The sequence below is a fragment of the Candidatus Saccharibacteria bacterium genome (assembly GCA_016789455.1).
Taxonomy (GTDB): Bacteria; Patescibacteriota; Saccharimonadia; order Saccharimonadales; family Saccharimonadaceae; genus CAIJKY01.
In genome coordinates this window covers 122,032-146,483 of record JAEUQU010000002.1, presented here as the reverse complement: position 1 = coordinate 146,483, position 24,452 = coordinate 122,032, and the positions used below count along the sequence as shown (strand labels likewise).

At 59.2% G+C, this 24,452-nt stretch carries 24 protein-coding genes; 6 read left to right on the top strand and 18 right to left on the bottom strand.

Features of this window, described 5'->3' with window-relative positions; genetic code table 11:
- Nucleotides 1-37: 37 nt before the first annotated feature.
- From JNJ66_01705 to pyk, 11 genes are all read right to left on the bottom strand, one after another.
- Complete coding sequence (locus tag JNJ66_01705; protein ID MBL8159150.1) at nucleotides 38-835, bottom strand: TatD family hydrolase; 798 nt, start codon at nucleotides 833-835, stop codon at nucleotides 38-40.
- A gap of 4 nt (nucleotides 836-839) precedes the next feature.
- A complete protein-coding gene (locus JNJ66_01700) occupies nucleotides 840-2,594 on the bottom strand; it encodes a methionine--tRNA ligase (protein MBL8159149.1) in 1,755 nt (584 codons plus the stop codon).
- Between the two features lie 106 nt (nucleotides 2,595-2,700).
- Nucleotides 2,701-3,372 (bottom strand): C39 family peptidase, encoded by a 672-nt coding sequence (locus JNJ66_01695; GenBank protein MBL8159148.1) that lies wholly within the window; start codon nucleotides 3,370-3,372, stop codon nucleotides 2,701-2,703.
- A 1-nt stretch (nucleotide 3,373) separates the two neighbouring features.
- A complete protein-coding gene (locus JNJ66_01690) occupies nucleotides 3,374-4,147 on the bottom strand; it encodes a polyphenol oxidase family protein (protein ID MBL8159147.1) in 774 nt (257 codons plus the stop codon).
- A gap of 50 nt (nucleotides 4,148-4,197) precedes the next feature.
- Nucleotides 4,198-4,998, bottom strand: coding sequence for a ribosomal RNA small subunit methyltransferase A (gene rsmA / locus JNJ66_01685; protein MBL8159146.1), 801 nt, complete (start codon nucleotides 4,996-4,998; stop codon nucleotides 4,198-4,200).
- Complete coding sequence (locus JNJ66_01680; GenBank protein ID MBL8159145.1) at nucleotides 4,985-6,121, bottom strand: DUF348 domain-containing protein; 1,137 nt, start codon at nucleotides 6,119-6,121, stop codon at nucleotides 4,985-4,987. Before JNJ66_01680 ends, rsmA begins: the two co-directional genes overlap by 14 nt.
- A gap of 97 nt (nucleotides 6,122-6,218) precedes the next feature.
- Nucleotides 6,219-8,357 (bottom strand): UvrD-helicase domain-containing protein, encoded by a 2,139-nt coding sequence (locus JNJ66_01675; GenBank protein ID MBL8159144.1) that lies wholly within the window; start codon nucleotides 8,355-8,357, stop codon nucleotides 6,219-6,221.
- A gap of 80 nt (nucleotides 8,358-8,437) precedes the next feature.
- A complete protein-coding gene (locus tag JNJ66_01670) occupies nucleotides 8,438-9,742 on the bottom strand; it encodes a hypothetical protein (protein ID MBL8159143.1) in 1,305 nt (434 codons plus the stop codon).
- An 84-nt stretch (nucleotides 9,743-9,826) separates the two neighbouring features.
- The gene (locus tag JNJ66_01665; GenBank protein MBL8159142.1) at nucleotides 9,827-10,597 is read right to left on the bottom strand and encodes a triose-phosphate isomerase; all 771 of its coding nucleotides are present in this window, start codon (nucleotides 10,595-10,597) and stop codon (nucleotides 9,827-9,829) included.
- A gap of 141 nt (nucleotides 10,598-10,738) precedes the next feature.
- Complete coding sequence (locus JNJ66_01660) at nucleotides 10,739-11,989, bottom strand: phosphoglycerate kinase (protein MBL8159141.1); 1,251 nt, start codon at nucleotides 11,987-11,989, stop codon at nucleotides 10,739-10,741.
- A gap of 55 nt (nucleotides 11,990-12,044) precedes the next feature.
- On the bottom strand, nucleotides 12,045-13,487 hold the full coding sequence (gene pyk / locus JNJ66_01655; protein MBL8159140.1) for a pyruvate kinase: 1,443 nt from the start codon (nucleotides 13,485-13,487) through the stop codon (nucleotides 12,045-12,047).
- A gap of 117 nt (nucleotides 13,488-13,604) precedes the next feature.
- On the opposite strand from pyk, the gene JNJ66_01650 reads away from it, so the two are divergent.
- Entirely contained in the window at nucleotides 13,605-14,699 is a 1,095-nt protein-coding gene (locus JNJ66_01650) for a D-alanine--D-alanine ligase (GenBank protein ID MBL8159139.1), read from the top strand.
- Here JNJ66_01650 and JNJ66_01645 read toward each other — a convergent pair.
- Nucleotides 14,626-15,378 (bottom strand): phosphatase PAP2 family protein, encoded by a 753-nt coding sequence (locus tag JNJ66_01645; protein ID MBL8159138.1) that lies wholly within the window; start codon nucleotides 15,376-15,378, stop codon nucleotides 14,626-14,628. The two genes, JNJ66_01650 and JNJ66_01645, sit on opposite strands and share 74 nt — an antisense overlap.
- An 18-nt stretch (nucleotides 15,379-15,396) precedes the next feature.
- A complete protein-coding gene (locus tag JNJ66_01640) occupies nucleotides 15,397-16,059 on the bottom strand; it encodes a hypothetical protein (protein MBL8159137.1) in 663 nt (220 codons plus the stop codon).
- 90 nt (nucleotides 16,060-16,149) lie between these two features.
- On the opposite strand from JNJ66_01640, the gene JNJ66_01635 reads away from it, so the two are divergent.
- Both JNJ66_01635 and JNJ66_01630 read left to right on the top strand, forming a co-directional pair.
- Nucleotides 16,150-16,611, top strand: coding sequence for a hypothetical protein (locus tag JNJ66_01635; GenBank protein MBL8159136.1), 462 nt, complete (start codon nucleotides 16,150-16,152; stop codon nucleotides 16,609-16,611).
- A 64-nt stretch (nucleotides 16,612-16,675) separates the two neighbouring features.
- Nucleotides 16,676-17,656, top strand: coding sequence for a DNA topoisomerase IB (locus JNJ66_01630; protein MBL8159135.1), 981 nt, complete (start codon nucleotides 16,676-16,678; stop codon nucleotides 17,654-17,656).
- A gap of 61 nt (nucleotides 17,657-17,717) precedes the next feature.
- On the opposite strand, the gene JNJ66_01625 is transcribed toward JNJ66_01630, so the two are convergent.
- Both JNJ66_01625 and JNJ66_01620 read right to left on the bottom strand, forming a co-directional pair.
- Complete coding sequence (locus tag JNJ66_01625; GenBank protein ID MBL8159134.1) at nucleotides 17,718-18,167, bottom strand: hypothetical protein; 450 nt, start codon at nucleotides 18,165-18,167, stop codon at nucleotides 17,718-17,720.
- 226 nt (nucleotides 18,168-18,393) lie between these two features.
- A complete protein-coding gene (locus JNJ66_01620; protein MBL8159133.1) occupies nucleotides 18,394-18,984 on the bottom strand; it encodes a hypothetical protein in 591 nt (196 codons plus the stop codon).
- A gap of 115 nt (nucleotides 18,985-19,099) precedes the next feature.
- Between JNJ66_01620 and JNJ66_01615 the strand changes: the two genes are divergently transcribed.
- On the top strand, nucleotides 19,100-19,768 hold the full coding sequence (locus JNJ66_01615; protein ID MBL8159132.1) for a hypothetical protein: 669 nt from the start codon (nucleotides 19,100-19,102) through the stop codon (nucleotides 19,766-19,768).
- Nucleotides 19,769-19,860: 92 nt separating this feature from the next.
- On the opposite strand, the gene JNJ66_01610 is transcribed toward JNJ66_01615, so the two are convergent.
- Together JNJ66_01610 and JNJ66_01605 are read right to left on the bottom strand one after the other, a co-directional pair.
- Nucleotides 19,861-20,871: a hypothetical protein gene (locus JNJ66_01610; protein ID MBL8159131.1), complete on the bottom strand. Its 1,011-nt coding sequence runs from the start codon at nucleotides 20,869-20,871 to the stop codon at nucleotides 19,861-19,863.
- A gap of 77 nt (nucleotides 20,872-20,948) precedes the next feature.
- Nucleotides 20,949-21,509 carry a type II secretion system protein gene (locus JNJ66_01605; protein ID MBL8159130.1) on the bottom strand — a complete coding sequence of 187 codons (561 nt, stop codon included), beginning with the start codon at nucleotides 21,507-21,509 and terminating at the stop codon, nucleotides 20,949-20,951.
- 107 nt (nucleotides 21,510-21,616) lie between these two features.
- Between JNJ66_01605 and JNJ66_01600 the strand changes: the two genes are divergently transcribed.
- Together JNJ66_01600 and JNJ66_01595 are read left to right on the top strand one after the other, a co-directional pair.
- The gene (locus JNJ66_01600) at nucleotides 21,617-22,219 is read left to right on the top strand and encodes a prepilin-type N-terminal cleavage/methylation domain-containing protein (protein ID MBL8159129.1); all 603 of its coding nucleotides are present in this window, start codon (nucleotides 21,617-21,619) and stop codon (nucleotides 22,217-22,219) included.
- 189 nt (nucleotides 22,220-22,408) lie between these two features.
- Nucleotides 22,409-22,999 (top strand): prepilin-type N-terminal cleavage/methylation domain-containing protein, encoded by a 591-nt coding sequence (locus tag JNJ66_01595; GenBank protein MBL8159128.1) that lies wholly within the window; start codon nucleotides 22,409-22,411, stop codon nucleotides 22,997-22,999.
- Between the two features lie 429 nt (nucleotides 23,000-23,428).
- Here the strand turns inward: JNJ66_01595 and JNJ66_01590 are convergent, their stop codons facing one another.
- Entirely contained in the window at nucleotides 23,429-24,412 is a 984-nt protein-coding gene (locus JNJ66_01590; GenBank protein ID MBL8159127.1) for a polysaccharide lyase family 7 protein, read from the bottom strand.
- Between the last annotated feature and the right edge of the window lie 40 nt (nucleotides 24,413-24,452).

Genomic DNA, 24,452 nt, shown 5'->3' with positions numbered 1-24,452 from the left:
AATTGCACGCCTTTAACGGTTTGTCAGTTTGTTTTGACTAAATTGAAAAGAGTGAAGTAGCGTTCCGATCTGTAGCGGTGGCAACAGCTTCCACCGGGATGCCGCGGAGAGCGGCGTGGGAGCGTGCCACATGCGTAATGAACGCTGGCTCATTTATACTACCACGAAGCGGCTTTGGTGTCAAGTATGGCGCATCGGTTTCTAGTAGTAATTTTTCCAACGGTATTGAGGAGAACATGGTGATCTGTTCTGGGATCTTAGTGAAGGTACTGATGCCGTTCACCCCTATGTACAATCCCCGTTCCAAGGCTTTGGCCAGATTGTCACTAGAGTCTGTGAAGCTGTGCAAGACGCCCCTGATGCCCTTGAACTCATCGAAAATCGGCCAGAAATCGTCAAAGGCGTCACGGACATGGAACGACACCGGCAGCTGCAGGGCGGAGGCCAGCTCCAGGTGTTGACGCAGGAGGTCGCGCTGGAGCTGCCGGTCATCTTCGTCATCATGGTAATAGTAATCCAGGCCGCACTCGCCGATACCTACCAGTTTGGCCGGATTGGTCAGCGCCAACTCCTGGATGGCTGCCCAGCCGCCGTTTGACCCACCAAAGACGCCTAAGGCCGCGCCGAATTTGGCCGCCTCGTGCGGGTGAATGCCGATGACGGCCCAGACACCGGCGTGCGCGGCAGCGAAGGACATGGCGCGGGCACTGCTATCGGCGCTGGTGCCGACGCACAGCAGGCGGTCGACACCGTCGGCCATGGCGCGGGTGTAGGCCGCCTCGGGGTCAAGCGGATAATCATCCTCGTGGATGTGGCAATGGGTATCGGTGAACATCGGCTTATCGCTGGGGTTCGGCTGGTGGCGCGGCGGATGGTTGCGGAGCGGCCGGCGGTGTGGCCGCAGGAGCGGCGGGCGGCTGTGCGGGACCAACAGGTGTCAATGGCTGGGATGGAGCAGGCTGGATGACGCCGGGCGGCGGCGGGGGCAGTTGCACGGGCTCCGGAGCGGCCGTCGGCGCCGGATTGTGCGGAGCGGGCGCGGGAGCAGCGGGCTGTGCAGCTTGTGCAGCCGCCTGTGCAGATGCTGCACGGCTCGCCGTGGCAGCAGGCGTCTTGTGGGTCAGCTTGGGATCAGGCGTATGCTTGTAAATTTTCGGAAAGAGCACATCGCCGGTAGTGATGACATCGGCGGTGAAGGTGCGGCGGATTGATTCGGCAGTGTCGGGCAGGAACGGCAGAAGCAGGTCGGCAATATGGACAAGGCTGCCAGCGGCGTACGCCAAGACCTCGTTCAGATGCGAGGCCTCTTTTTCGCCGGCCTTGGCCAAAGCCCAGGGCTTGACCTCTTCCAGATAGACATTCAGCTGGCGCACCTGGTCCCAGACGGCGTCGAAGGCGTCATTGAGGCGCAGTTCGGTCATGGCCGCCTGATACTGGGCAGTGTCGTGGACGGCCGGTGCGATCTGGGTGATCATGCCGTTCTGGTAGCGGACGACCATACTGGCCACGCGCTGCACGAGGTTACCAAGCTCATTGCCCAGCTCGGTGTTGTAGGCTGTCTCGAACTTTTCCCAGGTGAAGTCACCGTCGTCAAGCGTCGGGATGTGGCGCAGGAAGAAGTAGCGGAAGGCGTCGACGCCGTACTCATCGGCGATCTGGATCGGATCGACGACATTGCCGACGGTCTTGCTCATCTTGGCGCCGCCGACGTTTACGAACCCATGGACCAGCAGCTTCTTGGGCAGCGGCAGGCCGAGGCCGATCAGCATGGCCGGCCAGATGGCAGCGTGGAAACGGAGGATATCTTTGCCGATGACCTGGACGTTGGCGGGCCACAGACGGGCGAAGAGCGGACCGTCCGGGTACCCCAGGATGCTGACATAGTTGATGAGCGCCTCAAACCAGACGTACATCACATGATTGGGGTCGTTGGGTACCGGGATGCCCCAGCTCAGGTTCTTGCGCGGGCGGGAGATGCTGATGTCTTCCAGGCCGTGGTTCAGGAGGTTGAGAATTTCTTTCTTGCGGAAAGTCGGCTGGATCTTGAGCGTATCGCTTTCGATGGCCTGCTTGACGTGCTCGGTGAAGGCGCTGAGACGGAAGTAATAGTTCTCTTCGCTCAGCTGGACATACGGCTGTTTGTGGTCGGGGCAGACGCCGTTGTTCTCCGTGGCCTGCTTGGCGGTGACGAATGATTCACAGCCGACACAGTACCAGCCCTCATATGTGCCTTTATAGATGTATGGCTGCAGCTTTTGCCAGATATACTGGGAGGCTGTCTCATGACGGGCTTCTGAGGTCCGGATGAAATCCGTGTAGCTGATATTCAGCCGGTTCAGCATGTCATGGAAAGCCGGGACCATCTGGTCAGTGTACTGCTGCGGGGTCAGGCCGGCTTCGGCGGCCTTGGCGGCAATCTTGTTGCCGTGCTCGTCGCTGCCTACCCCGAAGAACACCGGGATATCCTGTTGGGTATAGTAGCGCGCCAGAACGTCGGCCAACATGTAGTCCATAGCATTGCCGATGTGCGGTTTTGCGTTGACGTAGGGGATGGCGGTCGCGACGTAGAATGTCGACGGTTTTTGTTCGTCCATGCTATAGACTCCTGTTAGCTGATAATACTGGGGTATTATATCAGATACCAACAGGGGTGGCTATCAAAGGCTCTATTGCAGACTGCCGACAGCCGGTGCCCGCTGGCTACGTCGTGATCTGGAAGAGGACGTTGTCACACTCAATCTGCGCGGCCGAGATGGCGCAGACCAGCCGTTCCGGATCGACGACGATGCGGCCTTCATACGGGTCTGCCACCAGGAAATTACCCTGTGGATCGTAGCCGTACACCAGGACGGTGTGGGTAGTTTCACTGCCACCGGCGTTGTGCAGCGTGTTGAAGCAGACCGCCACGACCACCGGTGCCTTCTGCAGCAACTCGTACAGCAGACGGGCGCGCGGGAACGGCTCGATGCGGAGGTTGCCGCCACGCTTGAGGAAGTTGAGGTAGGCATCGATGTACTGGTTGGAGATATGCGGGCCCTGGGCGGCCGAAATCCGGACGCCGCGGGCGGCTTCCAGGCGGTTAATCAGTTCGGTGGCGGGCAGCCCTTCCCAGGCCAGGTCGATGATCTGGCAATCAAAGGTATGCATGCGGACACCGAAGCCGGCACTCAGACACCAGGCAGCCAGCTCCTGCACCAGGTTGCTGCCATACGGGTTGCCTTGCTCGTCGCGGCCTTGCGGCACGGTGCGCATGACATCTTCGACGCTCATGGGGTGACCATAGTACGACATCAGCATAGCCAGTGCCGTCTGGCTGCAGTTGCGCTCGGTCGTCTGGCGGACATCTTCAAAATCATAGTCTATCGGTTGCATGCTACTTCCCTTCCTTGATCATGGCGACGATGGCAAACCGGCCAGCCTTGGACTGCTCGTTATGGACACTGAAGCGATGGTGCGAGGGGTAATCGGGATGGGTGGCGGTGTCGACGCCGGAATGGTCGATATGGGCCTCTGGCACGCCGGCGGCGACCATCTGTGCCGTATTATACGCCTGCAGGTCGACCAGCCAGCCCTCACCGTCTTTGCGGGTGAACGGTTGCCAGGCCGGGTCGTCGGCGAAGTCAAAATACTTGAGATGATAGGAATCGCCGCTGATGCTCGGGCTGATCCAGACATGCACATCGGCCGGATCGGTGCCGAACTGCTCCACCATATAGTCGATGGTGCGGGCGGCCAGCCCTGCGAAGGTCGCCTGTCGTCCAAGGTGGACGACACCCAGAATCCGCTGGCGGGCATCAAACAGCACCACGCCGCCGCAGTCGGCCAGCGGCAGAAACAGGGCGTGCGACTTTTCACGCGTGAAAAGTGCGTCGGCGATGACGTTGTGCTCCAGATCGATGATGCCACGGCCTTTGTCGGCGACGTCGGCCGTCTTGATGCGCAGGTAATCGATGCCTTCGCCGTATGTCACCTTTAGCAGCGTGGTGTGCTCCGGGCTGATGCGAAGCGTGGATAACCACTTGGTGCGGTGTTGCTGCACGTCAGTCGTGGCTCCTTGCGGCGATGACATGGTGCCGTCGGCCAGAGTGGAGGCCCGGGCAAACACAGGCATGCTTTTAAAAACAGTCGGTTGTATTGCGGCGGTCATACTTCGATTATACCCCTTCCGGCGCCAAACCACGCCTCAAACCCCAACTATCACATCGCCATCGGCAGCAGCGAGGCCAGGCGATGCCATTGCTGCAACGTCAGCTCCTGCGCCCTGGCTTCGGCCGGAATACCGGCTTCGGCAAGAATACCGTCCAACCGGGATTTTTCCAACTGCAGCCCACCAGCCAGACTGGACCGCAGTTTCTTGCGGCGCTCAGCAAAGCCGGCTTTTACCACCCGGAAAAAGAAACGGCGGTCAACGTCATCGTATTTCGGGCCGGTATAATCCAGCCGGACCACTCGGGAGTCTACCTTGGGTGCCGGCTCAAACAGCTCCTTAGGCACGACATCGCCCAAAGTGACAGTGGCGTAGAACTGCGCAGAGACACTCAGCAGACTCATCTCGCCAGGCCCGGCAGCCAGACGTTCGGCAACCTCTTTCTGCACAAGCAGGGTGGCGCTGGCGGGCGGGCGGTTCGACTCCAATAGCAACCTGACGATCTTGCTGGTGATGTAATACGGCACATTCGCCACTACCTTATAGCCCAGGGGCATGACCGACAGGTCATACCGCAGGATATCGGCATGGTGGACGGTGAAACCGGGCAGCGTGATAGTGCGGGCCAGTTCAATGGCCAATGCCGCATCGAACTCGACGGCCGTGACGGCAGCGCCCTTCTCGAGCAGTAGCCGCGTCAACGGGCCTTTGCCCGGGCCGATCTCGAGCACGGTGTCGCCAGCCTCTACACCTGCGAACCCGACTATGTGGTGCAGACTGGCTTTGTCAAAGAGCCAGTGCTGTCCCAATGATTTATTAGGGAGAGGGCCGGCAGTTTTATCGGTAGACATCCTGCAGGCCTAACTTCCGGGTGCAGCCGGGCCACGGTGACCAGCCACGGCGTCCATAGGTCTCGGCAGCTTTGGCGTCCTGGACTGCCGGTGGAGCTTCGCTGGGGAGACGGAAGCCGCCGTACCCTGCCCAGGTACTGACATCGTACTGATAGGCGCCGTAGTAGCCGTTGCCGCTGTTGCGGTCGTAGCGGCCGCCAGCCTCGCACTGGCGCAGGCGGGCCATGGCGTCGGCCAAGGCGGCATCGACGCTGCCACGCTTGGCGCCGACGACCTGCACCTGCTTCTTGGGCTGTTCAGTCACGACGCTTTGGATTTCTTTGCGGGCGACTTCCTGTCCATTCTTGAGGGTGACTTCGTAGGTGACCATCTTCTTGCCCGGCTTGCCCGGTTCACGGATTTCTTTGAAACCGATGTCGCGGTCGGCGTCCTGGATGGACTCGGTCTCAAATGCGACCGGTTGCTCTTCGGTCTTGGTCTGGATGCCGTTGCGCCAGACATCGACGATGATACCGGCGGTCAGGGCGGTGTCACCCGGCAGCGATGCGCCGTCGTCCCTGCCCAGGACGATCTTCTTTTCTTTCAGTAATTCGCTTACCGTAGTGGCGCGGGTGCGGATCTGTGTCTGGACACCATACAGCACCAGATTGACCGGCATGGCACGGTCAATGGTCAGCTTCAGGCCGATGCCTTCATCGGTCATGAAATCATTGATACGCTCCATGACCACCTGGTCCTCGGCGTACAGCTCGACGCCAGCGTGCGTGACGATGGAGCGGGCGCTCTGGTACGGGCTCATGATTTCTTTGCGCTTGGCACCATCGATCACGGTTACCGGCCGGGCACGATAGACATTGACGGTATAAGCAGGTGCTGTCAGTTCGGTCTTGGCAGCCGGTTCAACGGAATCATGCGAATCCAAAGTGACGCCGGCGCGCTTCAGGGCTTCGCCGACAGTAGTGGCATCGGTGGCAATCGTCTGCTCCGCACCGCCATCGTGGATGGTGATGACACGCTGATTGCCCGCGTTAGCCGGTTCCGGCGCCAGCGCGGCAGTCAGCACAGTCAGGCCTGCGACCGATACGATCAGTCCCAGTGCGACAAAGGATTTTCTAAATATCATAGGTGAAATGCAGGGTCCAACTCACGGACACTGCAGCCAGTATACCAGACATGTACAGGAGTGGGTAGGTAGTTTCCACAGGAAACACCAGGGCCTGCTACGCCCGTTCGAGCGGTGCGAATGCCAGATTCAGCTTGCGGACGCCGCGAGGGAAAGCGATGGTGGCCGTCATGCCGTCAAGTGATTGTACGGTGCCGACGCCGAAGATCTGATGGCGTACCTTGTCGCCAGGCGCCAGTCCGCCGTCATCCTCGGGTTCGTAATGCGGCTCAAAATCATCTTCCGGCAGGTTTGAGGCGGCAAAGCCGGGCATGGCCGGTGCCAGGGCGGCGTCACCATCGATGTCGCTCAGGAACCGCGAGGGCGGATTGTGCTGCGTCGAGCCATACAGCAGACGCGAGGCGGCACTCATGAGGTGCAGCTCCTCTTTGGCGCGCGTCATGCCCACATAACACAGCCGCCGCTCCTCTTCCATTTCCGCCGGTTCATACAAGGCACGGGAATGCGGGAAGATCCCCTCCTCCATCCCGACCATGAAGACCACCGGAAACTCCAGGCCTTTGGCGGCGTGCAGCGTCATCAGTGTCACGGCTTCGGCCCCGCTCTCCATACTGTCAAGGTCGGATATCAGGGCAACCTCCTCAAGGAATCCGGACAGGCCAAGATCGGCGTATTCCTGAGCCACCGACAGCAGTTCCTCGACGTTTTCTTTGCGGCTTTCAGCCTGCGGCGTACCGTCATCGAGGAACTCCATGAAATTGATGCGGGCGATGAGCAGCTCGATCAGTTCCTGCAGCGGCAGGCTATCGATCTGGCCAGCCAGACGATCAAGCGTGCTGCCCAGGCCCTCCAGCGCGGTCTTAGCCTTGCCGGTCAGCTGCGGGCAGAGCGCCGCCGCTTTCAGGCCGTCGACGATGCTCATATCGGTCGCCGCCTGCCACTCCAGGAAGCGGCCCAGTGATACCGCACCGATGCCGCGCGCCGGCACGTTGGCAATCCGCAAAAAAGCTGCCCTGTCGTTCGGCTGATACATCAGGCGCAGATAGGCCATGACATCCTTGATTTCTTTGCGGTCGTAAAAACGGACACCGCCGACGACGCGGTATGGCACGCCATAGCGGATGAAGGCTTCTTCGACACTGCGGCTCTGGGCGTTGGTGCGGTACAACACGGCATATTCGTTCAGACGCCGGGCGCCAATCTCGACGGCCATCTTGATGCGGCTGACAATCGCCTCGCCCTCCTGCGACTCGGAACCGACCTGGACGATCTGCACCGGCTTGCCGCCGCCGGCCGCCGTCCACAGTTTTTTGTCTGACCGGTTGTCATTCTTGGTAATGACGCTGTGGGCGGCATCGAGGATAGACTTGGTTGAGCGGTAGTTCTGCTCCAGCTTGATGACGTTAGTGCCGGGAAAATCCCGTTCAAAGCGCAGGATGTTGGTAAAATCGGCGCCGCGCCAGCTATAAATGCTCTGCCAGTCGTCACCGACGACGCAGATATTGGCATGCTCATTCACCAGCAGCCGCACCAGCTGGTACTGGGCGGCGTTGGTGTCCTGGTACTCATCAATCAATATGTACTGAAAACGATGCCGCCAGGCCTGCCGCAGCTCCGGCAGGCTTTTGAGCAGGCGGGCGGCCTCGGCGATCAGGTCGTCAAAATCGAGGGCGCCGGCCTTGTGGCGCTCAGCTTCATACAGCGGATAGACATCGGCCACTACTTTCTGCAGCGGCAACCTGGCGACACTGGCGTAGTCATCAGGCCCGACCAGTTCGTTCTTGGCGCTGCTGATGAGACCGAGGACGCTTCGCGGCGTAAATGATTTCTCGCTGATGTGCAGCCGTTTCATGGCATCGCGCACCAGGCTGAGCCGGTCGGCATCGTCCAGAATGGTGAAATTGCGGGGCACGCCGATGTGTTCGCCATCGTAGCGCAGCATGCGCACGCAGACCGAGTGGAAGGTGCCCATCCAAGGCATGAATGAGCGGTTCGTGCCATCCTGGCCCAGTAGTAAGCCCAGACGCTCGCGCATCTCCTTGGCGGCCTTGTTCGTGAATGTCACGGCCAGTATCCGTTCCGGAGCGACCTGTTTCTCTGATATAAGATAGGCGATCCGATGAGTCAGCGTCTTCGTCTTGCCCGAACCGGCGCCGGCAAGAATCAGCAACGGACCCTGATCATGGATGACCGCTTGCTGCTGCTCCTCATTCAACCCCTCAAGTAAGTAATGCATCGCCCGTATTATAGCATTCCCGTCAGGGATGACGGCCGATAGTCGTAGAAATTACCAGAAGCACGATGAGATGGTGTCGGTTATTGGAAGAATGTCTTGAGATTGTCACCAAAGACCAGGATAAGTCCGGCCAGGATGATAGCCAGCACAAAGACAGCGATAGCTACCGGCAGCATCTTGCTGCCCGGCTGCGGGTCTTCGGAAGGAACATCGGGCATCGGTACGGGTGCCGCGGGAACGGCCGGCGCCGGGGCTGGAGCGGCCGATGCTGCAGACGACTGCACCGACGCCGCGCCCAAAGAGGATTGGAAGCTGGCCGACGGCTCGAATGTCCGGCGGGCCGAAGGCGGCACGGGATCATTGGTGCCATGCTCGGGCAGGCGGTGATCGAGGTCGGCTGACTCGTGCGGCTGGGCATCCTCGGCGCGCAGGCTGCCGAGCGGGCGTTTTTCCACCTTGGCGTCTTCAAGGAACGGCGACGCGGGTGCGGCTGGTGCCGTCTCGGCATCGGGTGCCGTTTCATCTGATGACGCAGGCTGCGGCGGCGTCTCTATGAAAGCCGGCTCGGCAGCGGGCTGGGAAAGCTCCGCAGCAGGCTCCACGGCTGGCACCTCAGGTGCCGGTGCGGCAACCTCGGCCTCAGGCCGTACCGGGCCGGCCTCGGGCGCAGCTGTTTCGGGTGACGGCTGTGCGGCTAGGGGCGTCACGGGAGCTTCGGCTATCGGCGTGACATCGGCCGACTCTGCCTGCACAGGCCGCTCCTCTGCCGACAAACCATAGTCTGCGCTCGAAAGCGTGTCGAAGCGTTCGAACGTCTCGGGGGCTGGCGTTTGCGTAGCGGGCGACACTGGATCAGCCTCAACCGGCGCGGGACTGACGGCCACCATGCCATCAGTTGACCGTTGCTGGCTGTGCCGTTCTTCTACCTTCGGCGCATGGGCGGCGTGCGGCCGTTCGGGCAGCGCGAGCGTCACGGCCTGGCGTGATACCGGCTTGGCTGGTGCCATGACATCAATCAGTGGACCGCCTGGGCGGGAACGGTTGATGGAGTGGCGGGGTGTGATAAGCGGCCGGGTAGCGGCAGGGATACCAGCGGACGCTGAAGCCGTTGACGCATTGGCGACACTGATGCTGGTAGCAGCAGGCTGTTGTGGCAACACTGGGCGCTGGACAACCTTTACCGTATCTTCGGCCGAGTCGGCTTCAGGCCGGCCGGCGTCGGTGCGTTCAACAGGCTCAGGCCGTTCAACCGGCTTGGGGGCTGCAGCCCGCGGCTCTGGCTTGATAGTCCGTTTTGCTTCAGACTTGGCCCGCTCTGACGACTTCGATGGCGTCAGGACGCTGTTGATGGCCTTGTCGAGTTCATCGAAATCGAGATCATTCATTATTTCCACACCCTATGGTTATTTGTTTTCATTATGTTTATGTCTACTCTACTACAACCGACCATAGTAGCTCAACCATTTAGGTTAGTCACTCTTCCTGGCTTTGGCAATGATTTCAGCAAACACGTGCGGCTTCAGACTGGCGCCGCCGACCAGCAGGCCATCGACTTCCGGTAATGCCAGGTAATCCGCAGCGTTGTGATTATCAACACTACCGCCATACAGCAGACGGATATCTTCGGCTGCTTTTTTGCCGAATAGGTCCCGCACCTGCTTGCGGATCAGCTTCATAGCCTGTGTCACATCGTGTGGCTTGGCGTTATCGCCAGTGCCGATAGCCCAGACCGGTTCATAGGCAATGACGACACGGCTGATTTCTTCTGAGGTAATGTTAGCCAGGCCGGCCGTTACCTGGTCGTGCAGGATAAAACCGGTGTCGCCGTCCAGACGCTCCTGGCCGGTCTCGCCGACGCACAGGATGGGCTGCATCTGGTTGCGGACCGCGGCCTGTACTTTCAGGCGGATATCCTTATCGATTTCACCGAACAGATGCCGCCGCTCCGAATGACCAAGGATGACGTACTGCGCCAGTCCGCGCAACATATGCGCCGAAACTTCGCCGGTGTAAGCACCGAAATCGCGCCAGAAACAGTTTTGAGCGGCCAATTTGAATTTACGGTGATGCTTCAGCTGCAGGCTGACTGATTGCAGAGCCAGCGTGGTCGGCGCGATGACGGCCTCGACATCAGCCGGCACTTTGACCGCTTTGTCCAAAGCGTCGAGGTACAGGCTGGTCTCTCCGATGGTGAGATGCATTTTCCAGTTGCCGACAATCAGGGTCCGATGAGTGCTCACAAGCAGCCTCCAGGGTATGGTGTTGTGTTTTTGTTATACATAGCTATGGTGAGGATACGACGCATAGAAATAAATACTCTTATGCTTAGTGTAGCCCATCGGCGGATTGCTGTCCACTTGTCCGTCATACCGGACGGATGCTTATTTCTTGCCCAATAGCGCAGCCACGCCGGGCAGCGTCTTGCCCGACAGCAGCTCAAGGCTGGCACCACCCCCGGTCGAAACATGGCTGAAACTGTCGCCGTGGGCAGCATCCCAACGCAGCACGAAGTCGGCAGTGTCGCCGCCACCCACTACGCTCTCCAAACTGTCCTTATGACCAGCCAGCCAGGCGGCCAACGCGGCAGAGCCTGCCGCAAAAGCCGGCACTTCGGCATACCCGAGCGTGCCGTTCCACAGCACGGTAGCACTGCCTTCCAAAAACTTCTCCATAGCGGCAATTGTCGCTTCGCCGACATCCAGGATGTAGTCGTCGGCAGCAACATCGGTCAGCGGTTTGTTGACGCGCTGTGCATCGGCAGAGACTTCAGCACCAACGGCCACGTCGAGCGGCAGCAGCAGTTTTTCATTCTGCTGGACACACATCCGGTGGTCGTGGACTTCGCCGCACAGTTTGTGCATGATACGCTCGACTATCCTGACCGCCTCTTCATCAAACTTACTCTTCCCTATCTGATACCCTTGCCAGGCCAGGAAGTTATTGGCCATCGCGCCACCGATTATCACTTTGTCGGCCTTCTTGATGAATTGTTCGACGACCTGCACCTTGTCACTGATCTTAGCGCCTCCAAGCACGACACTGAACGGCCGGCGCGGCCGGTGTGCCACCCGTCCCAGGACGCTGCATTCGCGTTCCAACAACAACCCCGCCACGCTCGGCAAGTGGTGCGTCACCGCTTCGGTGCTGGCATGCGCCCGGTGCACCACGCCGAACCCGTCCTGCACAAAGTAGTCAGCCAGACTGCTGCCAGCCAGTTGCCTGGCAAAGGCGGCATCATTCGCCTCTTCTTCAGCGTGAAACCGTAAGTTTTCCAACAGGATGACCTCGCCGGGAGACATACCCTTGACGGCCTGGCGGACGCGGTCGCCGACACAGGCCGGCACGAACCTGACCGGCGTGTGCAGATAATCAGCCAGCCGCTGCGCCACCGGCTCAAGCGAGTAGCGTGCGTCCGGCTTGCCGTCCGGCCGCCCTAAATGGGCGCACAAGACGACCTTGCAGCCTTGCTCCCGCAAGTACTGCACCGTCGGCAGGGACATGACGATCCGGTAATCATCATGGATAGTCTGTTTGCCACCCTCCTCACTCAGTGGCACGTTGTAGTCGGCGCGCACCAACACGGTCTTGCCGGCCAGTGGGAGGTCACGGATGGTCATCTTGTCGAAGCTCATTATTTTTACCTTTTTGTTATTTCGTAAGCGTTGCTATGATCTGATTCTATCAGTCTTATTCTAGCACTCGGATGCGGATAGTGTCGGTCATGCCGGCCATACCAGGCTGGCGCCCGGATACCAGGACGACAGTGTTGCCGGACATCAGGAAGCCGGTGCGGACAAGGTCCTCGGCCAGAGCCAGGCCGGCTTTCTCGCCATCTTCGCGCTGAAAACTCTTGTTGGCGTAAAGGATGGACAACTGCTGCGCCACGCGGCTGCTGCTCGTAACGCTGATAATCGGCATGGCCGGACGATGAGAGGCGATGCTGCGGGCGGTCTCGCCCGTCTTGGTCTCACAGATGATGGCGGCGGCATCGATCTGATGCGCCAGCGTGATGACAGCCGAGCTGATAGCATCCTGCTGGTCACGTTTGCCTTCCTGGAAGTAGACCGGCTGCACCGGGGCACGGTTCTGGGTGTAAAGGATGACCTTCTTCATTTCCTTGACTGTCTCCAGCGGATAGCGGCCGGCAGCGGTTTCGTCGGAAAGCATCAGACAGTCGGCACCAAAGATGACGGCGTTGGCCACATCACTGACCTCGGCACGGGTCGGCGACGCAGACTCGACCATGCTGGCCATCATCTGCGTGGCAACGATACTGATACGGCCGTGCTTCTGGCAGAGGCTGATGATGTCGCGCTGCACGATCGGCACCACCTCGGCACCCGCCTCGACGGCCAGGTCGCCACGGGCCACCATGACGGCGTCGGCGGCGATGACGATCTCTTCAAGGTTCTGGGGTTCGATGGCCGATTTGGTCTCGACCTTGACGATGACGCGGGCGTTCGACCCGTTGTCACGCAGGATCTTGCGCAGGTGCTCGACCTCGGCCGCCTTCTGTACGAAGCTGATGGCGACGTAGTCGAGGTCCTTATCGACGCCGTACATGATGTCTTTCATGTCTTTATCGGTCAGGACATCGCCGCCAAAGTCGGTGTCTGGCACATTGATGCCCTTACGCTTCATGACGATGCCGTCGTTCTCGATCCGTACCCGGACAGTGTGGTTTTCCGGTTCGACCGCCTGCACTTCTGAACGGACTTTACCATCGAACATGAACAGCGGCTCGCCGACCTTCATCTTCTGGCTCAGGTCATACTGGATAGCCAGGCGCTTGGCATCGACGTCCGTCTCGGCGCCATAGGTCAGATTCCAGACCTCTCCGGCTGACACGTTGACGACGCCTTCCATCTCGCCGAGGCGGATCTTCGGACCCTGCAGATCCTGGAAGATCGTCACCGGCTTGCCGACCTTTTCGGCAGCCTGGCGGATCCACGGGATCTGCTTGTCACGCTCCTCGTGGGTGCCGTGGCTGAAGTTAAGGCGGAAGCCGTTAACGCCGGCCCGGGCCAGTTTTTCAATCATCTCGGGGTCGTCGGTGGATGGCCCGATGGTGGCAATGATTTTGGCGCGCTTGTAAGTGCGCGATACGGCTGTCGCTGTCTGTGATTCCATGTTGTTTCCTCGCTTTAATAGGATGGTACTTTGTAATATACCCACATTGTACACCCGCACTTCAAAAAACAATCATATCAACATGATGTCGCGCTGCGGTACGCTACAATGGTTCCCATGCATACACCCACCAAACTGCGCGTCGGTCTGCTATACGGCGGCCAATCCCCCGAACACGAAGTTTCCGTCCAATCTGCCCGCAACGTTTACCGGGCACTCGATACCACCCTGTTTGAGCCAATCCTCGTAGCCGTCACCCGCACCGGCGTCTGGCAGCTGGCCGACGAGACCAGCCTCTTTGCCCGCGATGCCATCGAAGAAGCCACCGGCACGCCCCTGGCACTGGTACCCGGCGGTCATGGCCTACTGGTCGGCCAGGGCCGAACGGAGCCGATAGCCGCACTGGACGTAGTCTTTCCCGTCCTGCACGGCCCGCACGGCGAAGATGGCGCCCTGCAAGGCCTGCTCGAACTGGCCGGCGTGCCCTGCGTCGGTCCGGGAATACTCGGTTCGGCCGTCGGCATGGACAAGGACGTCATGAAGCGCCTGCTCCGCGAAGCTGGATTGCCGGTCACGCCAAGCGTCGTCCTGCGTGCGCACGAACAGGATGCAGCCGACCCGGTAGCCATGCTTCGCCAGCTTGGCCCGACCGTCTACGTCAAGCCGGCCAACATGGGGTCTTCCGTCGGAGTCGGCCGGGCGGACACTCCAGAGACTCTGAAGGCGGCCCTCAGCACCGCCTTCGCCTATGACACCAAAGTCCTGATTGAAACAGCCGCCTCGGGACGTGAAATCGAGTGCGCCGTCCTCGGCAACACCGACCCGGCCGCCTCCGTTCTCGGTTGCATCGCGCCACGCTCCGGCGACTTCTACAGCTACGAGGCCAAGTACCTTGACGAGAACGGCGCCCAGTTCGAAGTCCCGGCCAGACTTCCAGAAGCTGTCACCGCCGCCGCCCGCCAGCTGGCCGTCAAAGCATATACGGCACTGGAAGCCGAAGGCCTGGCCCGCGTCGACATGTTCATCGATGATGCCGGCACCATACTCATCAACGAGATCAACACACTTCCCGGCTTCACCAAGATCAGCATGTACCCGAAGCTATGGGAAGCAAGCGGCCTGCCGTACGGAGAATTAATTACGAAGCTGATTCATCTTGCCCGCGAACGCCATCAGCGGCGTGCGGGGCTTGCCGCCGCCCAGCTTTCGTAACATTCCCGGTGTTTCGTCGCCGGTACAGAAAATTGCCTTTGAAAATGATGGTGTACGTAATCAATGCCCACGCCGCACTGACACACCACCCCGCCACCACATCAGACGGGAAGTGTACGCCCAGATACAGCCGCGTCGCCCCGACGATGAATGCATACAGTCCGCCCGACACCACCGCCCACCAGCGATAGCGCGTATTCCAGAGCAACAGGATGATGATGAAGGCGATGGCACTGCTCAGCATGGCGTGCCCGCTCGGAAACGAATAGGACGACTCCGTCACCAGGGTAGTCCAGAGCGACGGCCGATCCCGCTCAAAACCATGCTTCAGCAAGAAATTGATGAAGCCGGCACCGCCGTATGCCGCCAGCACAAATACCGCCTGGCGCTGTCGTTGCTTCACCCACAGGACACCAGCCAATCCGATAATGAAGACTGCCGTAATCAAAGAATCGCCCAACTGTGTCGCCAGCAGGGCAAAGGTATCAAACCCGGGCGATGAGAACCCGTTCAGCCAGGTCAGAAACGACCGGTCAAAGCGGATGTCATCACGTTCGTGCACCCGGGTGGCAATCTCGGAAAAGATGATGACCGGAATCCAGAAGCAGGCCGTTGCCACCAGCAGGCGGCGCCACCGCACCAGCGGCATGATAGTTTGCAGTCGTTCAAGTAGGGCCATGTAGCTGTATTTTACTACTTAATCGTAGTACTCGCTATGCAGATCGCTGCGCTCAACCCCCAGCTTCAGCAGTAGCGCCACCAGGCTCTCCACCGTCTCGTGCCAAGCGGAGACGTAAAACGTTGCGGCGCGCAGCTCCTGAAAATGCTGCCGTAAGTAGTCGCTGACGCGCCCTTCATAGCCGGTCCAGCCCGGGTCGGGGCGGCTCAGCGCATACACCACTGTGAAGTTGGCGTACCGTCTGGCCAGCGCGTCAAGCCGGTCGGTATAGAACAGGTTAGCTTGCGACCTGGCACCAAAGAGCAGTGTCAGCTGCTTACGTTCTCCCTGCGCCAGCGCCCCTTCGATCATTGCCAGACAAGGGATGATGCCCGTGCCCGTCCCCGCAAAACAGGCCGGCTGACCGGAATGGTACGTATACCAGCCCTCCGGTGGCAACATCAGGTACCTGTCACCTGGCTGCATGGCGATGAACTCCTTGGATGCCCTCCCGCCATCCACCAGCTGAGCCACGATGACGACAGTAAAGGCATCCGGCATGGCCGCAACCGAATAAGCCCGCCACTCCCCTTGCATCTTCAGGCGGATATACTGGCCCGGCACAAAGCTGAGCGCCTCCGGCAACGCCAAGGTGACCTCGATGACGGTCGGGGTCAGGTATGCAGTCCGGGCAATGGTCACAAAAAGTCGTTTGGCAATAGCCCCATCATACCATTGCCATCATGCACGCCCAGTGCAGGAATTACCCCGCAGATTTGCTATAGTGGGAACATGAACCGGTCTTACGCCAACGACAAAAATAAAAATTTCACCCCCTCCACCATCCTCACTCTGCTATTGATCGCCCTGGGCACGGCCGTCGCCCTCTACGCCGTCCCCTTCATCACGGGTCCCATCAACGAACAGAACCTTAAAAACGAACTCAACTCCCTGCAGCTGCAGATGCTCGGCTTTGCCGAATCCGAAAATTTCACCAACAAATCAATGGCCACTGATGCCGAGCTCGTCCGCCGCTTCCCCGTCGGCGATACGCTGGAAATGCCCGACCGGCAGCTGATTCTCGGCGAGCTCAAGCGCCAGGGTTATACCATCACCGAAAATACCGCCTCCCTCATCCAGGCCCACCGTGAAGATTACAAGATCACCCTGGAACTGCAGGCCGCCGATGGCTCCACCAGCCTCTCCGACCAGGCCCCCGGGCGCCGTGTCCACGTCAGCCTCATCAAGTACTAGGCGGCCGGTTATGGTATGGTATGGATACGTGCACTGATACGCGGTTAACGGAGATACGCCCCACATGACACACGCTTTTATCACCAGGAAACGCAGCGGCGACGGCTTTGATTATTTTCAGCACGATGACCGCATTACCGACGAAAGCCTTATCGAACGGCTTAACAAACTCGCCATACCGCCCGCCTGGAAAGACGTTCAGATCTCCCCGTCTCCCCGCAGCAAGATCCAGGCCACCGGCTACGACGATGCCGGCCGCAAACAGGCCATCTACAGTCAGGCCCATCACAAGCGCCAGGAGCGCCTCAAATTTGACCGCATCCTGCGCTTCGCCTCTGCCCTGCCGAGCGTGCGTCAGCAGATCGCCCGCGACCTCAAGGCCGACGGCCTGCACAAGGACAAAGTGATGGCCTGCGTCGTCAAGCTGATGGACGAGGCCTACTTCCGTGTCGGCAACGAGGAATACGCCCGCCAGCACCAGCACTACGGCATCACTACCATGCGCCACAAGCATACTCATTTCGAAGGACACTCCGTCACCTTCCACTTCATCGGCAAGAGCGGGCAGGAGCACGAGCAGACCATCGACGACAAACAGCTGACCGATATCATCCGCCAGCTCGATGAGCTGCCCGGCTACGAAATCTTCAAATATTACGATCACGACGGCACTCTGCACGACGTCTCCAGCCGCGACGTCAACGACTACATCAAGCTCCACATGGGCGAAGAATTCACCGCCAAAGATTTCCGCACCTGGGGCGGCACCTTGCTAGCCATGACCGAACTGGCCGCCAGCCAACAGGCAAGCAGTGAAGCCGAACGCCACAGGATCGTCACCGAATGTATCAAGAAGGTCGCCGAGCGCCTTGGCAACACACCCGCCATCGCCCGCAAGTCATATGTCGACCCCCGTATCATCAATGCCTACATGAAATCCGATGCCATCCACAAGGTCACCCAGACCGTCCGTGGCATGCGCCCCCGCCGCTACATGAGCGCCAGCGAACGCGGCGTCCTGGAGCTCCTTAGCAGCGTTGATTAACACAGTCCTGCGCAACAAAAAGCCCCGGGGTAGTCCCGGGGCTTTTCAGTCGCGCCTCATGCTAGATGCGCTGCGGCTGCGTATAGCCGCGGATGACGGTTTCGGCATTCTGCATCATCGCCGGCGTGACGCTTTCGCCCATCACACGGCTGACCGTGGTAAACAGCTGTTTGGCATATGTCTCGATGACCGGCATGGTGATGGCTTTCTTGTCCATCGTCGCCGACGCCAGGGCGATAGCCTGCCCGATGGCCCACTGGGCACGGATTGAGCTGTCGCGGTTGACGGCTGTCGATTCGGCCGGCTTCTTGGGAATCTGGCGTACAAAACGGTCACCCCGCTCATTGGTGTAGCTCTCCACACTGCCCTCATAACCGATTTCGCTGATGGCACGGCTGTACGTCTTGAGCTCGTACTGCTGCCCGCCAGCCTCCAGCGTGACCTTCCAAATTGTCTTCTGGCCGTCCGGCGATTGCCAGACCTGCTCACTGTTGATGGTTTTAACTGTCATATAGACTCCTTATACCCCTTACCCGCACATGCGTCGGGCTCACTTGATAATTGATTGCAACCGTGTCGTTGCTACCGCTCCTTCCGCGCACACCCACGGTAGGTTCTTATGTGTTTTGCTGGTTAAGATTGATAGGCCGGCCTCTGTCTGCTGCCCTTTTTGTCTGTATTTATCATAGCAAAATAGCACTCCTAAATCAAGAGTGCTAATGCTTATATTACAATAATTAGCTACGTCGCGTAAGGTGCTTAATGCGACGTAGTAGCAACTGACGCCGCGGATACAGGTAGATGCCTACCGTCGTCAGCATCAACAGGACCGCCACTGTCAGCGTGATGATGATTGGCAGCTGGCTGCGGTCGGCCGTAAATACCACGTTTATGTCAGAGGGCTGCTCCTCGAGCGCCGCCCGCTGCGAGCCGGGCGTAACCGGCGGTTCGATTTCCGGCGTCACCGTATCCGTCGATGGCCGCGAGCCGCCGCCAGGTGTCACTGGCGGCGTCGAGGGGCCTGGCGCCGCACCCGGTGCGGTCGTCTCGGGCTGATCGGCAGGTGCTGGTGCCTGGGTCTCCGGCTGGGTACGCGGCGGCCCCTCGGGAGTATTCTGCTGCGGCGAGGTCGGCGAGATAAGCGGATCGGTCACCTCTTCGACCGTTTCCGGCACTTGCTGGATCACTTGCGGATTCTGGACTTCCTGAACGATGGGCTTAACTGGTGCAGTCACTGCCTCCAATGCATATGCGGGTATCTCCGGCAGGAGACCCAGGCCGCCCAAAGCGAGAGCAAAGACAAAGATGTAACGTAAAGTTGCATTCATAACATGTTCATTATATAACTTTGCGTCAACCTGTCAAAAAACCATAGTGAACCCTTTTGCGGCAGCGGTACTTGCATTTTTTAGCATTTTATGCTATAATGGTATAGTACCCTGCTTGACAGAGGGACACCTTCCCACTGGGCATACGCCCCTGATGGTCAGGGAGACCACCATGCCGCAAGAGTACCACCTCTACCTCAACCCGTGGCCCATCACCGGGCTGCTGGGATTGGCGCTGCTCGTCATCGCCGGCGCGCGGCTCTGGGGGATGAAGTCCACCCCGCAGGGCGAGCGCTGGATGAAGCACGGCCTGCCGGCCTGCTGCGCCTTCTTCGTGGCAGTCATGTCGTTCATCGTCAGCGGTGAACTCAAGCGGCTGTACGAGAAGGCACTGGCCGACGGGCTGAAGTACGGCTACGCCGACCTCACCGGAGCCGCCAGCTGGCCCATCGCCATCCTGGCCATCGCCCTGGCGGGTGCGCTGTGCGGCTTCGCCGTGCTGCAGCTCGCGGAGCGGCGGGCGTTCTGGGCGGCGCAGGGCTTCACGGCCACCATGGTCGCGGCCATCAGCGCCTCGCACCTGGTGCAGCGGGCGACGGAGTACTACTCCGTGCGGGACTACATGGCCGGCGTCACCACCATCATGTGGTGGCTGGGCGGCCTGGTGCTGCTGGTGACGCTCGCAACGGGCAGCATCGTGGGCATCCGCCGCCTGCGCGCCCGGCGCCGCCGTGGCCCCGTGGCCACCGCCACTCCTCTCGAGGGGCGGACGAAGGCCGGCTGACCCGGTACCAACGCCGACGGCACCCCACTTCCGGGGTGCCGTCGGCGGCACGAACTCTCACCACGATACTATGCAGCCCGTACGGGCTATTTTTATTGCTTCGGCGCTTTGTCGGAAACCTTGATCGACTTGATCATGTCCTGCACTTCTTTGTACAGCGAGGTCTGCTCGGCCGTCAGTTTGCCGGATTTCATGGCATCAACCGCCTTTTTAATCTTGTCAGCTTCGGCGTCAGTCTGCTCACCATCGGCCATCAGCTTGTCATACTGCTCGTCGAGCAGGGCGAAGTTGCCCTGGGCAAAGACCTTGCTCTTGTTGATCTTCCCCGCCATCAGCACGATGACGGATGGAGCGTATGTCGTGCCGTCCGGCGCCAAACCGATGAACGCCACTCCCTCCAAACTCTTGTCGGCGGTAGCAATCAGCTTGGGTTGCACTACGGTCCGATCGCACGGCGTCATGAAGGAACCGCCGATGACTACCTTGCAACTGGCTGCCTGCAGGCCGTCCGCCGTTTTCAGTCCGTCGATGAAGTCATAATAGGCCTGCTTCTGCACATCGGTGACGGCCGCACCGCCCAGCTGACTCTCGGTCTTCAGCCAGTCTTCCACACGGAGTAGCGTGAGCTTGTTGCTGGTAGTCAGCGATGAGTACTGCGGCATGCGGTCGGGGTGGCTGGGTATGCTCATCAGCCGGGCCAGGACGTCGCTGGATTTGAAATCGGCGCCATACGCATCGGGCTTTAGATCGGGCACATTATCAATGGTGCGCCAGGCCGTCGGAGCGGTCAGGCTCAGGTAGCGCGTAGCAACCGGGTCGCCAGCTTTGGCGTCCGGTGGCGAGGAAAGCAGGTTGACCGTGATGGTCTCAGTCTTGGCTTCGCCTTCGTCTTCGTCTTTCTCTTCTGTGGCCGGCTGCGCCGACTGCCCGACTGGGTGTGTCGCCTGCCAAAAGGCCGCGCCCCCGGCAAAGGAGGCCGCCACCACCATGAAGCCGATAAGTACGCCGAGCACCTTCAGACCGGTCTTGCGCGGTGGCGGTGCCATTGGCGGCATCTGGTTATCCTGCGGGTATTGATAGGGGTAGCCTTGGTTCGGGTACATGCTGTCCTTGGTGTTTGTTGTTGTGATGTGATTACGCTTATTTTACCGTACGCATGCCGCCGCTGTCGAGGGCAGTGCTATTGCTCGAGCTGGGCGTAGCAGTACGTGGTGCCGTTGCTCGAATACGCAAGCACCAGTTTTTGTACGGCGCATTTCTCGTTATCGCCCTCCAGGAAGAAAATGACTTCCATGCCACCGTAATTCAGGACCGGCCCCACCCGACTCACGCCGAGCCGGTCGACAACGGGCGTCTTGATGTTAAGTGGCAGACGACCATTGTTATATGCCTTGAGCTCAGTGGTGAACGTCGCGTCTTCGTCAGCCGTGTTATAGGGCGGTCCGGCGTTGGTCAGGTCGTAGCAGTCCCTGGTGGTGTCGCCATCAAAGTCGGGGTACCCTTCGCCAAGGCAAACATAATTGACGGCACCGGATCTGGTGGGATAGTAGCCTTTGGACGTATAGAAATTAGATAATAAGGTGATGTAGACGTCAGCCGCTTTCAGCCGCTCGGCATTCCGCGCCCGGCGCGGCCCATCAAACATGGCAAAAGCCACCGCAGAGGCCAGGACGGCAATGATGGTGATGACGATGATAAGCTCAACGATTGAGAACCCGTGGTGTTGACGTTCAACGCGCATGATAGTTGTCAGTATAGCGCTTATGCAAGCGTCGGCACAAGTGCCGCCAGCTTCACATCGCCAGTACCGCGACATTTGATTTTCCGGCCGCATCGGCTTACACTATACTGTATATGCTTAACAACAGACACGCCCCACGTCGCCAAAAAGGCTTCACCATCGTCGAAATCGTCGTGGTCATCGTCGTCATCGGCGTTATCGGCGTCGTCGTGAACATGGCCAATTCCCAAGCCATCCACCGTGCCAAGGCCACTGATGTTGCTAAAGCCTTTCAGACCGTTGAAGGTGCCCTGACCAACTGGCACATCAAGCAGGCCTGGTCTACCTGGAAGACAGAGAACGAGCTCGGTTTCCCCAACGCCACCTATCCCAGCGCCACCGCCAACGTCCAGATTGACTGGCTCTTAGGCAACACCGGCATCCCCGAGAACAACGGCCTGCGCGAATACCTGAATATAAACGACCTGCCCGCCCGCAGCCTCGGCCAGATCCGCTACGACAACGATGGCGATGTGCTTGGCGATCCCTGTACCGATGTTTCCAACGGTGTCAACCTCCAGATCTCTAACACCAAGCAGTTCTTCACTGAGGTCGACAATATCATCGACAAAGGCGATGGCCAATGCGGTAAGGTCGCCCTCTGTGACACCTCGTTCACGTGCATCTTGTATCGTCTCGGCACTCAATCCACCGACTTCAAGGCAAATTAGCGACCAGCGTCGGGCCTTCCACTTTTCCCCTTGGCCGGGGTATGTGAAATCTGTTTCTAGACAGATTTCAGCCTAGCGCTTGCGAGGACTTCCAGTGGAAGTCTCTGCAAAAAGCGACCCCGGCCAAGGGGAAAAGTGGAAGGCTTGTGCTGTTTGACCATTTGCCTTGAGGCCATTACACTTATGGTTATGAAACGAATCAGGGCCAAGCGACGCGACGGCTTCACGGTGGTCGAAATCGCTGTGGTGATTGTCGTTATGGCCATCCTTACTGTATTTGTGGCATGGGGGAGCCAGGAGGCCAGCCGCCGCGCCAAAGCCGCCGATGTCGTCACCTCGTTCCGAACAGCCGAGGGCGCTTTTTTGAACTGGCACGTCAAGCAGAGCTGGTCCACCTGGCAGACCGAAAACCAGCTGGGCTTTCCAAACGCCACCTATCCTTCTCTGACCGACAACATCCGTTTTGATTACCTGCTGAGTGGTGCCGGCGCACCCTCTACTCTCGACCTGCGCAACTTTCTCAATATGAATGAGCTGCCGGCGCGGAGCATCGGGCAGATGCGCTATGACAATGATGCGGATAGCAATACAGATCCGTGTACGGATGTGGATGGTGGGGTGAATTTGCAGATTTCTAATGCTAAGGAGTATTTTGCGTATATTGATGCCACTGTCGATAAAGGTGATGGTCAATGCGGCAAGGTGGCGCAGTGTTCGGCGGCGTTTTCCTGTGTCGTGTATCGGCTCGGCACGCAGTCGAGTGACTTTAGGGCTAATTAGTGTATCGCGGCATACGCGTTTCCTGAAAACCCCTGTGCCGGGGGCACTTTTTTAAAAGACTTCCACTGGAAGTCTTTTAAAGCGTTAGGCTGAAATCGGTATAGACCGATTTCACATACCCCGACACAGGGGTTTTCAGGAAACGCAGCGCTACGATACACGGGAGTCCATGCGCCGTTGAGCTGCGAACCGAGACGGATGTCGCAGGAAACCGCCACCAACCACATGCTAGTGTGGTCGCAGCACCGGCCCGGATGACGCGGGCACGGCTACTGAAGTGTACTGCTCCGGGTATGTGAAATCGGTCTATACCGATTTCAGCCTAACGCCTAAAGGGACTTCCAGTGGAAGTCCCTTTAGAAAGTGCCCCGGTGCAGTGCGCTTCAGTAGCCGTGCACTATGATGAGTGGCAGAGTTCTGCGTCAGCAACTAGCTGTGCGTCACCTTGACATCCGACAGCTCAACCTCGGAATACGCCCCATCCTGCTCATCCGGCGCCGAAGTCGGATTCGACTGCAAGTAATTCCCCGCCTTGAAGTAACACCCGTCAGCATTCGCCGATAACTCATAATCTACCTTCTGCCCATCCACATAGTAGAGCACCTTGCCGCCGCCCGCCTCAAACTTAACGCTGATCGGCGTGCCCAGCTCGTAGTTGTCCTTGACGAGGTAGCCATGGGTATTGTCACCATCAGTAATCCACAATGATTTGCCTTCAAGGCGGAAGACGGTCAGGTCGTCACCGCCACCGTGAATCTGTGCGATGACTACATGCGGCTTGACGGTCGTCAGGTGCGTCACCTTGGTCTTTACCTCCATGATGTGCGTACCGGACGAGGTAGACCAGGAGGCTTCGTCAGAACCGTCGGCGTTCATCTCGCGCAGCTCGCTCCGTGGGTTCTTTGAGTTCTGTGTAGTGTTGCCGCCATGGACGGCCCGGAAGACAATGGCGTTCTTGGCGTCGTTTACCTTGAAGTATGGGTCGAGCGAGTAGGTGGCCAGTTCCGGCTGCTTGATTTCCAGCGGACCGTCACCATCACCGGCAATCGGCAGCGTCACCTTCCACATCGTCAGGTCGATGATGTCATTCGGCACCGAAGCATTCGGGTTGCCGGGATTGTCAGTACCGCCGTCATCGCCGCCGTCGTCGTCGCCCCCGTCATCGCCGCCAGCCGGCGCGTCACCAAAGAGGATGGCGCTGCTCTGTGAAGCGGTCGCGTCAGCAATGATCATTTCTTCGCGCGTCACCTCGCCGTCTTCGGCCTCGGAGGCCACGGCCGGGCCGGCAGCCTGCACGGCCAGGATGATGCCTGCCAGACTAAGGAAGACCACGGCTGACACCAGGAAGGCTTTTGATTTGTTGTTAGAGAATAATTTTTTGTGAAGTTTGGAGGCGGCGTTACTTTTTTGCATGCGTCCATTATACAACTATAAGCACGATAGGGAATAGCCG

What these genes read in the sequence shown, in the direction of transcription:
- JNJ66_01705 (MBL8159150.1), bottom strand. Translation starts at nt 835, where the DNA reads ATGTTCACCGATACCCATTGCCACATCCACGAGGATGATTATCCGCTT.
- JNJ66_01590 (MBL8159127.1), bottom strand. Translation starts at nt 24,412, where the DNA reads ATGCAAAAAAGTAACGCCGCCTCCAAACTTCACAAAAAATTATTCTCT.
- JNJ66_01620 (MBL8159133.1), bottom strand. Translation starts at nt 18,984, where the DNA reads ATGAATGCAACTTTACGTTACATCTTTGTCTTTGCTCTCGCTTTGGGC.
- JNJ66_01610 (MBL8159131.1), bottom strand. Translation starts at nt 20,871, where the DNA reads ATGTACCCGAACCAAGGCTACCCCTATCAATACCCGCAGGATAACCAG.
- JNJ66_01670 (MBL8159143.1), bottom strand. Translation starts at nt 9,742, where the DNA reads ATGAATGATCTCGATTTCGATGAACTCGACAAGGCCATCAACAGCGTC.
- JNJ66_01650 (MBL8159139.1), top strand. Translation starts at nt 13,605, where the DNA reads ATGCATACACCCACCAAACTGCGCGTCGGTCTGCTATACGGCGGCCAA.
- JNJ66_01595 (MBL8159128.1), top strand. Translation starts at nt 22,409, where the DNA reads ATGAAACGAATCAGGGCCAAGCGACGCGACGGCTTCACGGTGGTCGAA.
- JNJ66_01695 (MBL8159148.1), bottom strand. Translation starts at nt 3,372, where the DNA reads ATGCAACCGATAGACTATGATTTTGAAGATGTCCGCCAGACGACCGAG.
- pyk (MBL8159140.1), bottom strand. Translation starts at nt 13,487, where the DNA reads ATGGAATCACAGACAGCGACAGCCGTATCGCGCACTTACAAGCGCGCC.
- rsmA (MBL8159146.1), bottom strand. Translation starts at nt 4,998, where the DNA reads ATGTCTACCGATAAAACTGCCGGCCCTCTCCCTAATAAATCATTGGGA.
- JNJ66_01635 (MBL8159136.1), top strand. Translation starts at nt 16,150, where the DNA reads ATGAACCGGTCTTACGCCAACGACAAAAATAAAAATTTCACCCCCTCC.
- JNJ66_01675 (MBL8159144.1), bottom strand. Translation starts at nt 8,357, where the DNA reads ATGCATTACTTACTTGAGGGGTTGAATGAGGAGCAGCAGCAAGCGGTC.
- JNJ66_01660 (MBL8159141.1), bottom strand. Translation starts at nt 11,989, where the DNA reads ATGAGCTTCGACAAGATGACCATCCGTGACCTCCCACTGGCCGGCAAG.
- JNJ66_01680 (MBL8159145.1), bottom strand. Translation starts at nt 6,121, where the DNA reads ATGATATTTAGAAAATCCTTTGTCGCACTGGGACTGATCGTATCGGTC.
- JNJ66_01645 (MBL8159138.1), bottom strand. Translation starts at nt 15,378, where the DNA reads ATGGCCCTACTTGAACGACTGCAAACTATCATGCCGCTGGTGCGGTGG.
- JNJ66_01625 (MBL8159134.1), bottom strand. Translation starts at nt 18,167, where the DNA reads ATGACAGTTAAAACCATCAACAGTGAGCAGGTCTGGCAATCGCCGGAC.
- JNJ66_01605 (MBL8159130.1), bottom strand. Translation starts at nt 21,509, where the DNA reads ATGCGCGTTGAACGTCAACACCACGGGTTCTCAATCGTTGAGCTTATC.
- JNJ66_01700 (MBL8159149.1), bottom strand. Translation starts at nt 2,594, where the DNA reads ATGGACGAACAAAAACCGTCGACATTCTACGTCGCGACCGCCATCCCC.
- JNJ66_01690 (MBL8159147.1), bottom strand. Translation starts at nt 4,147, where the DNA reads ATGACCGCCGCAATACAACCGACTGTTTTTAAAAGCATGCCTGTGTTT.
- JNJ66_01630 (MBL8159135.1), top strand. Translation starts at nt 16,676, where the DNA reads ATGACACACGCTTTTATCACCAGGAAACGCAGCGGCGACGGCTTTGAT.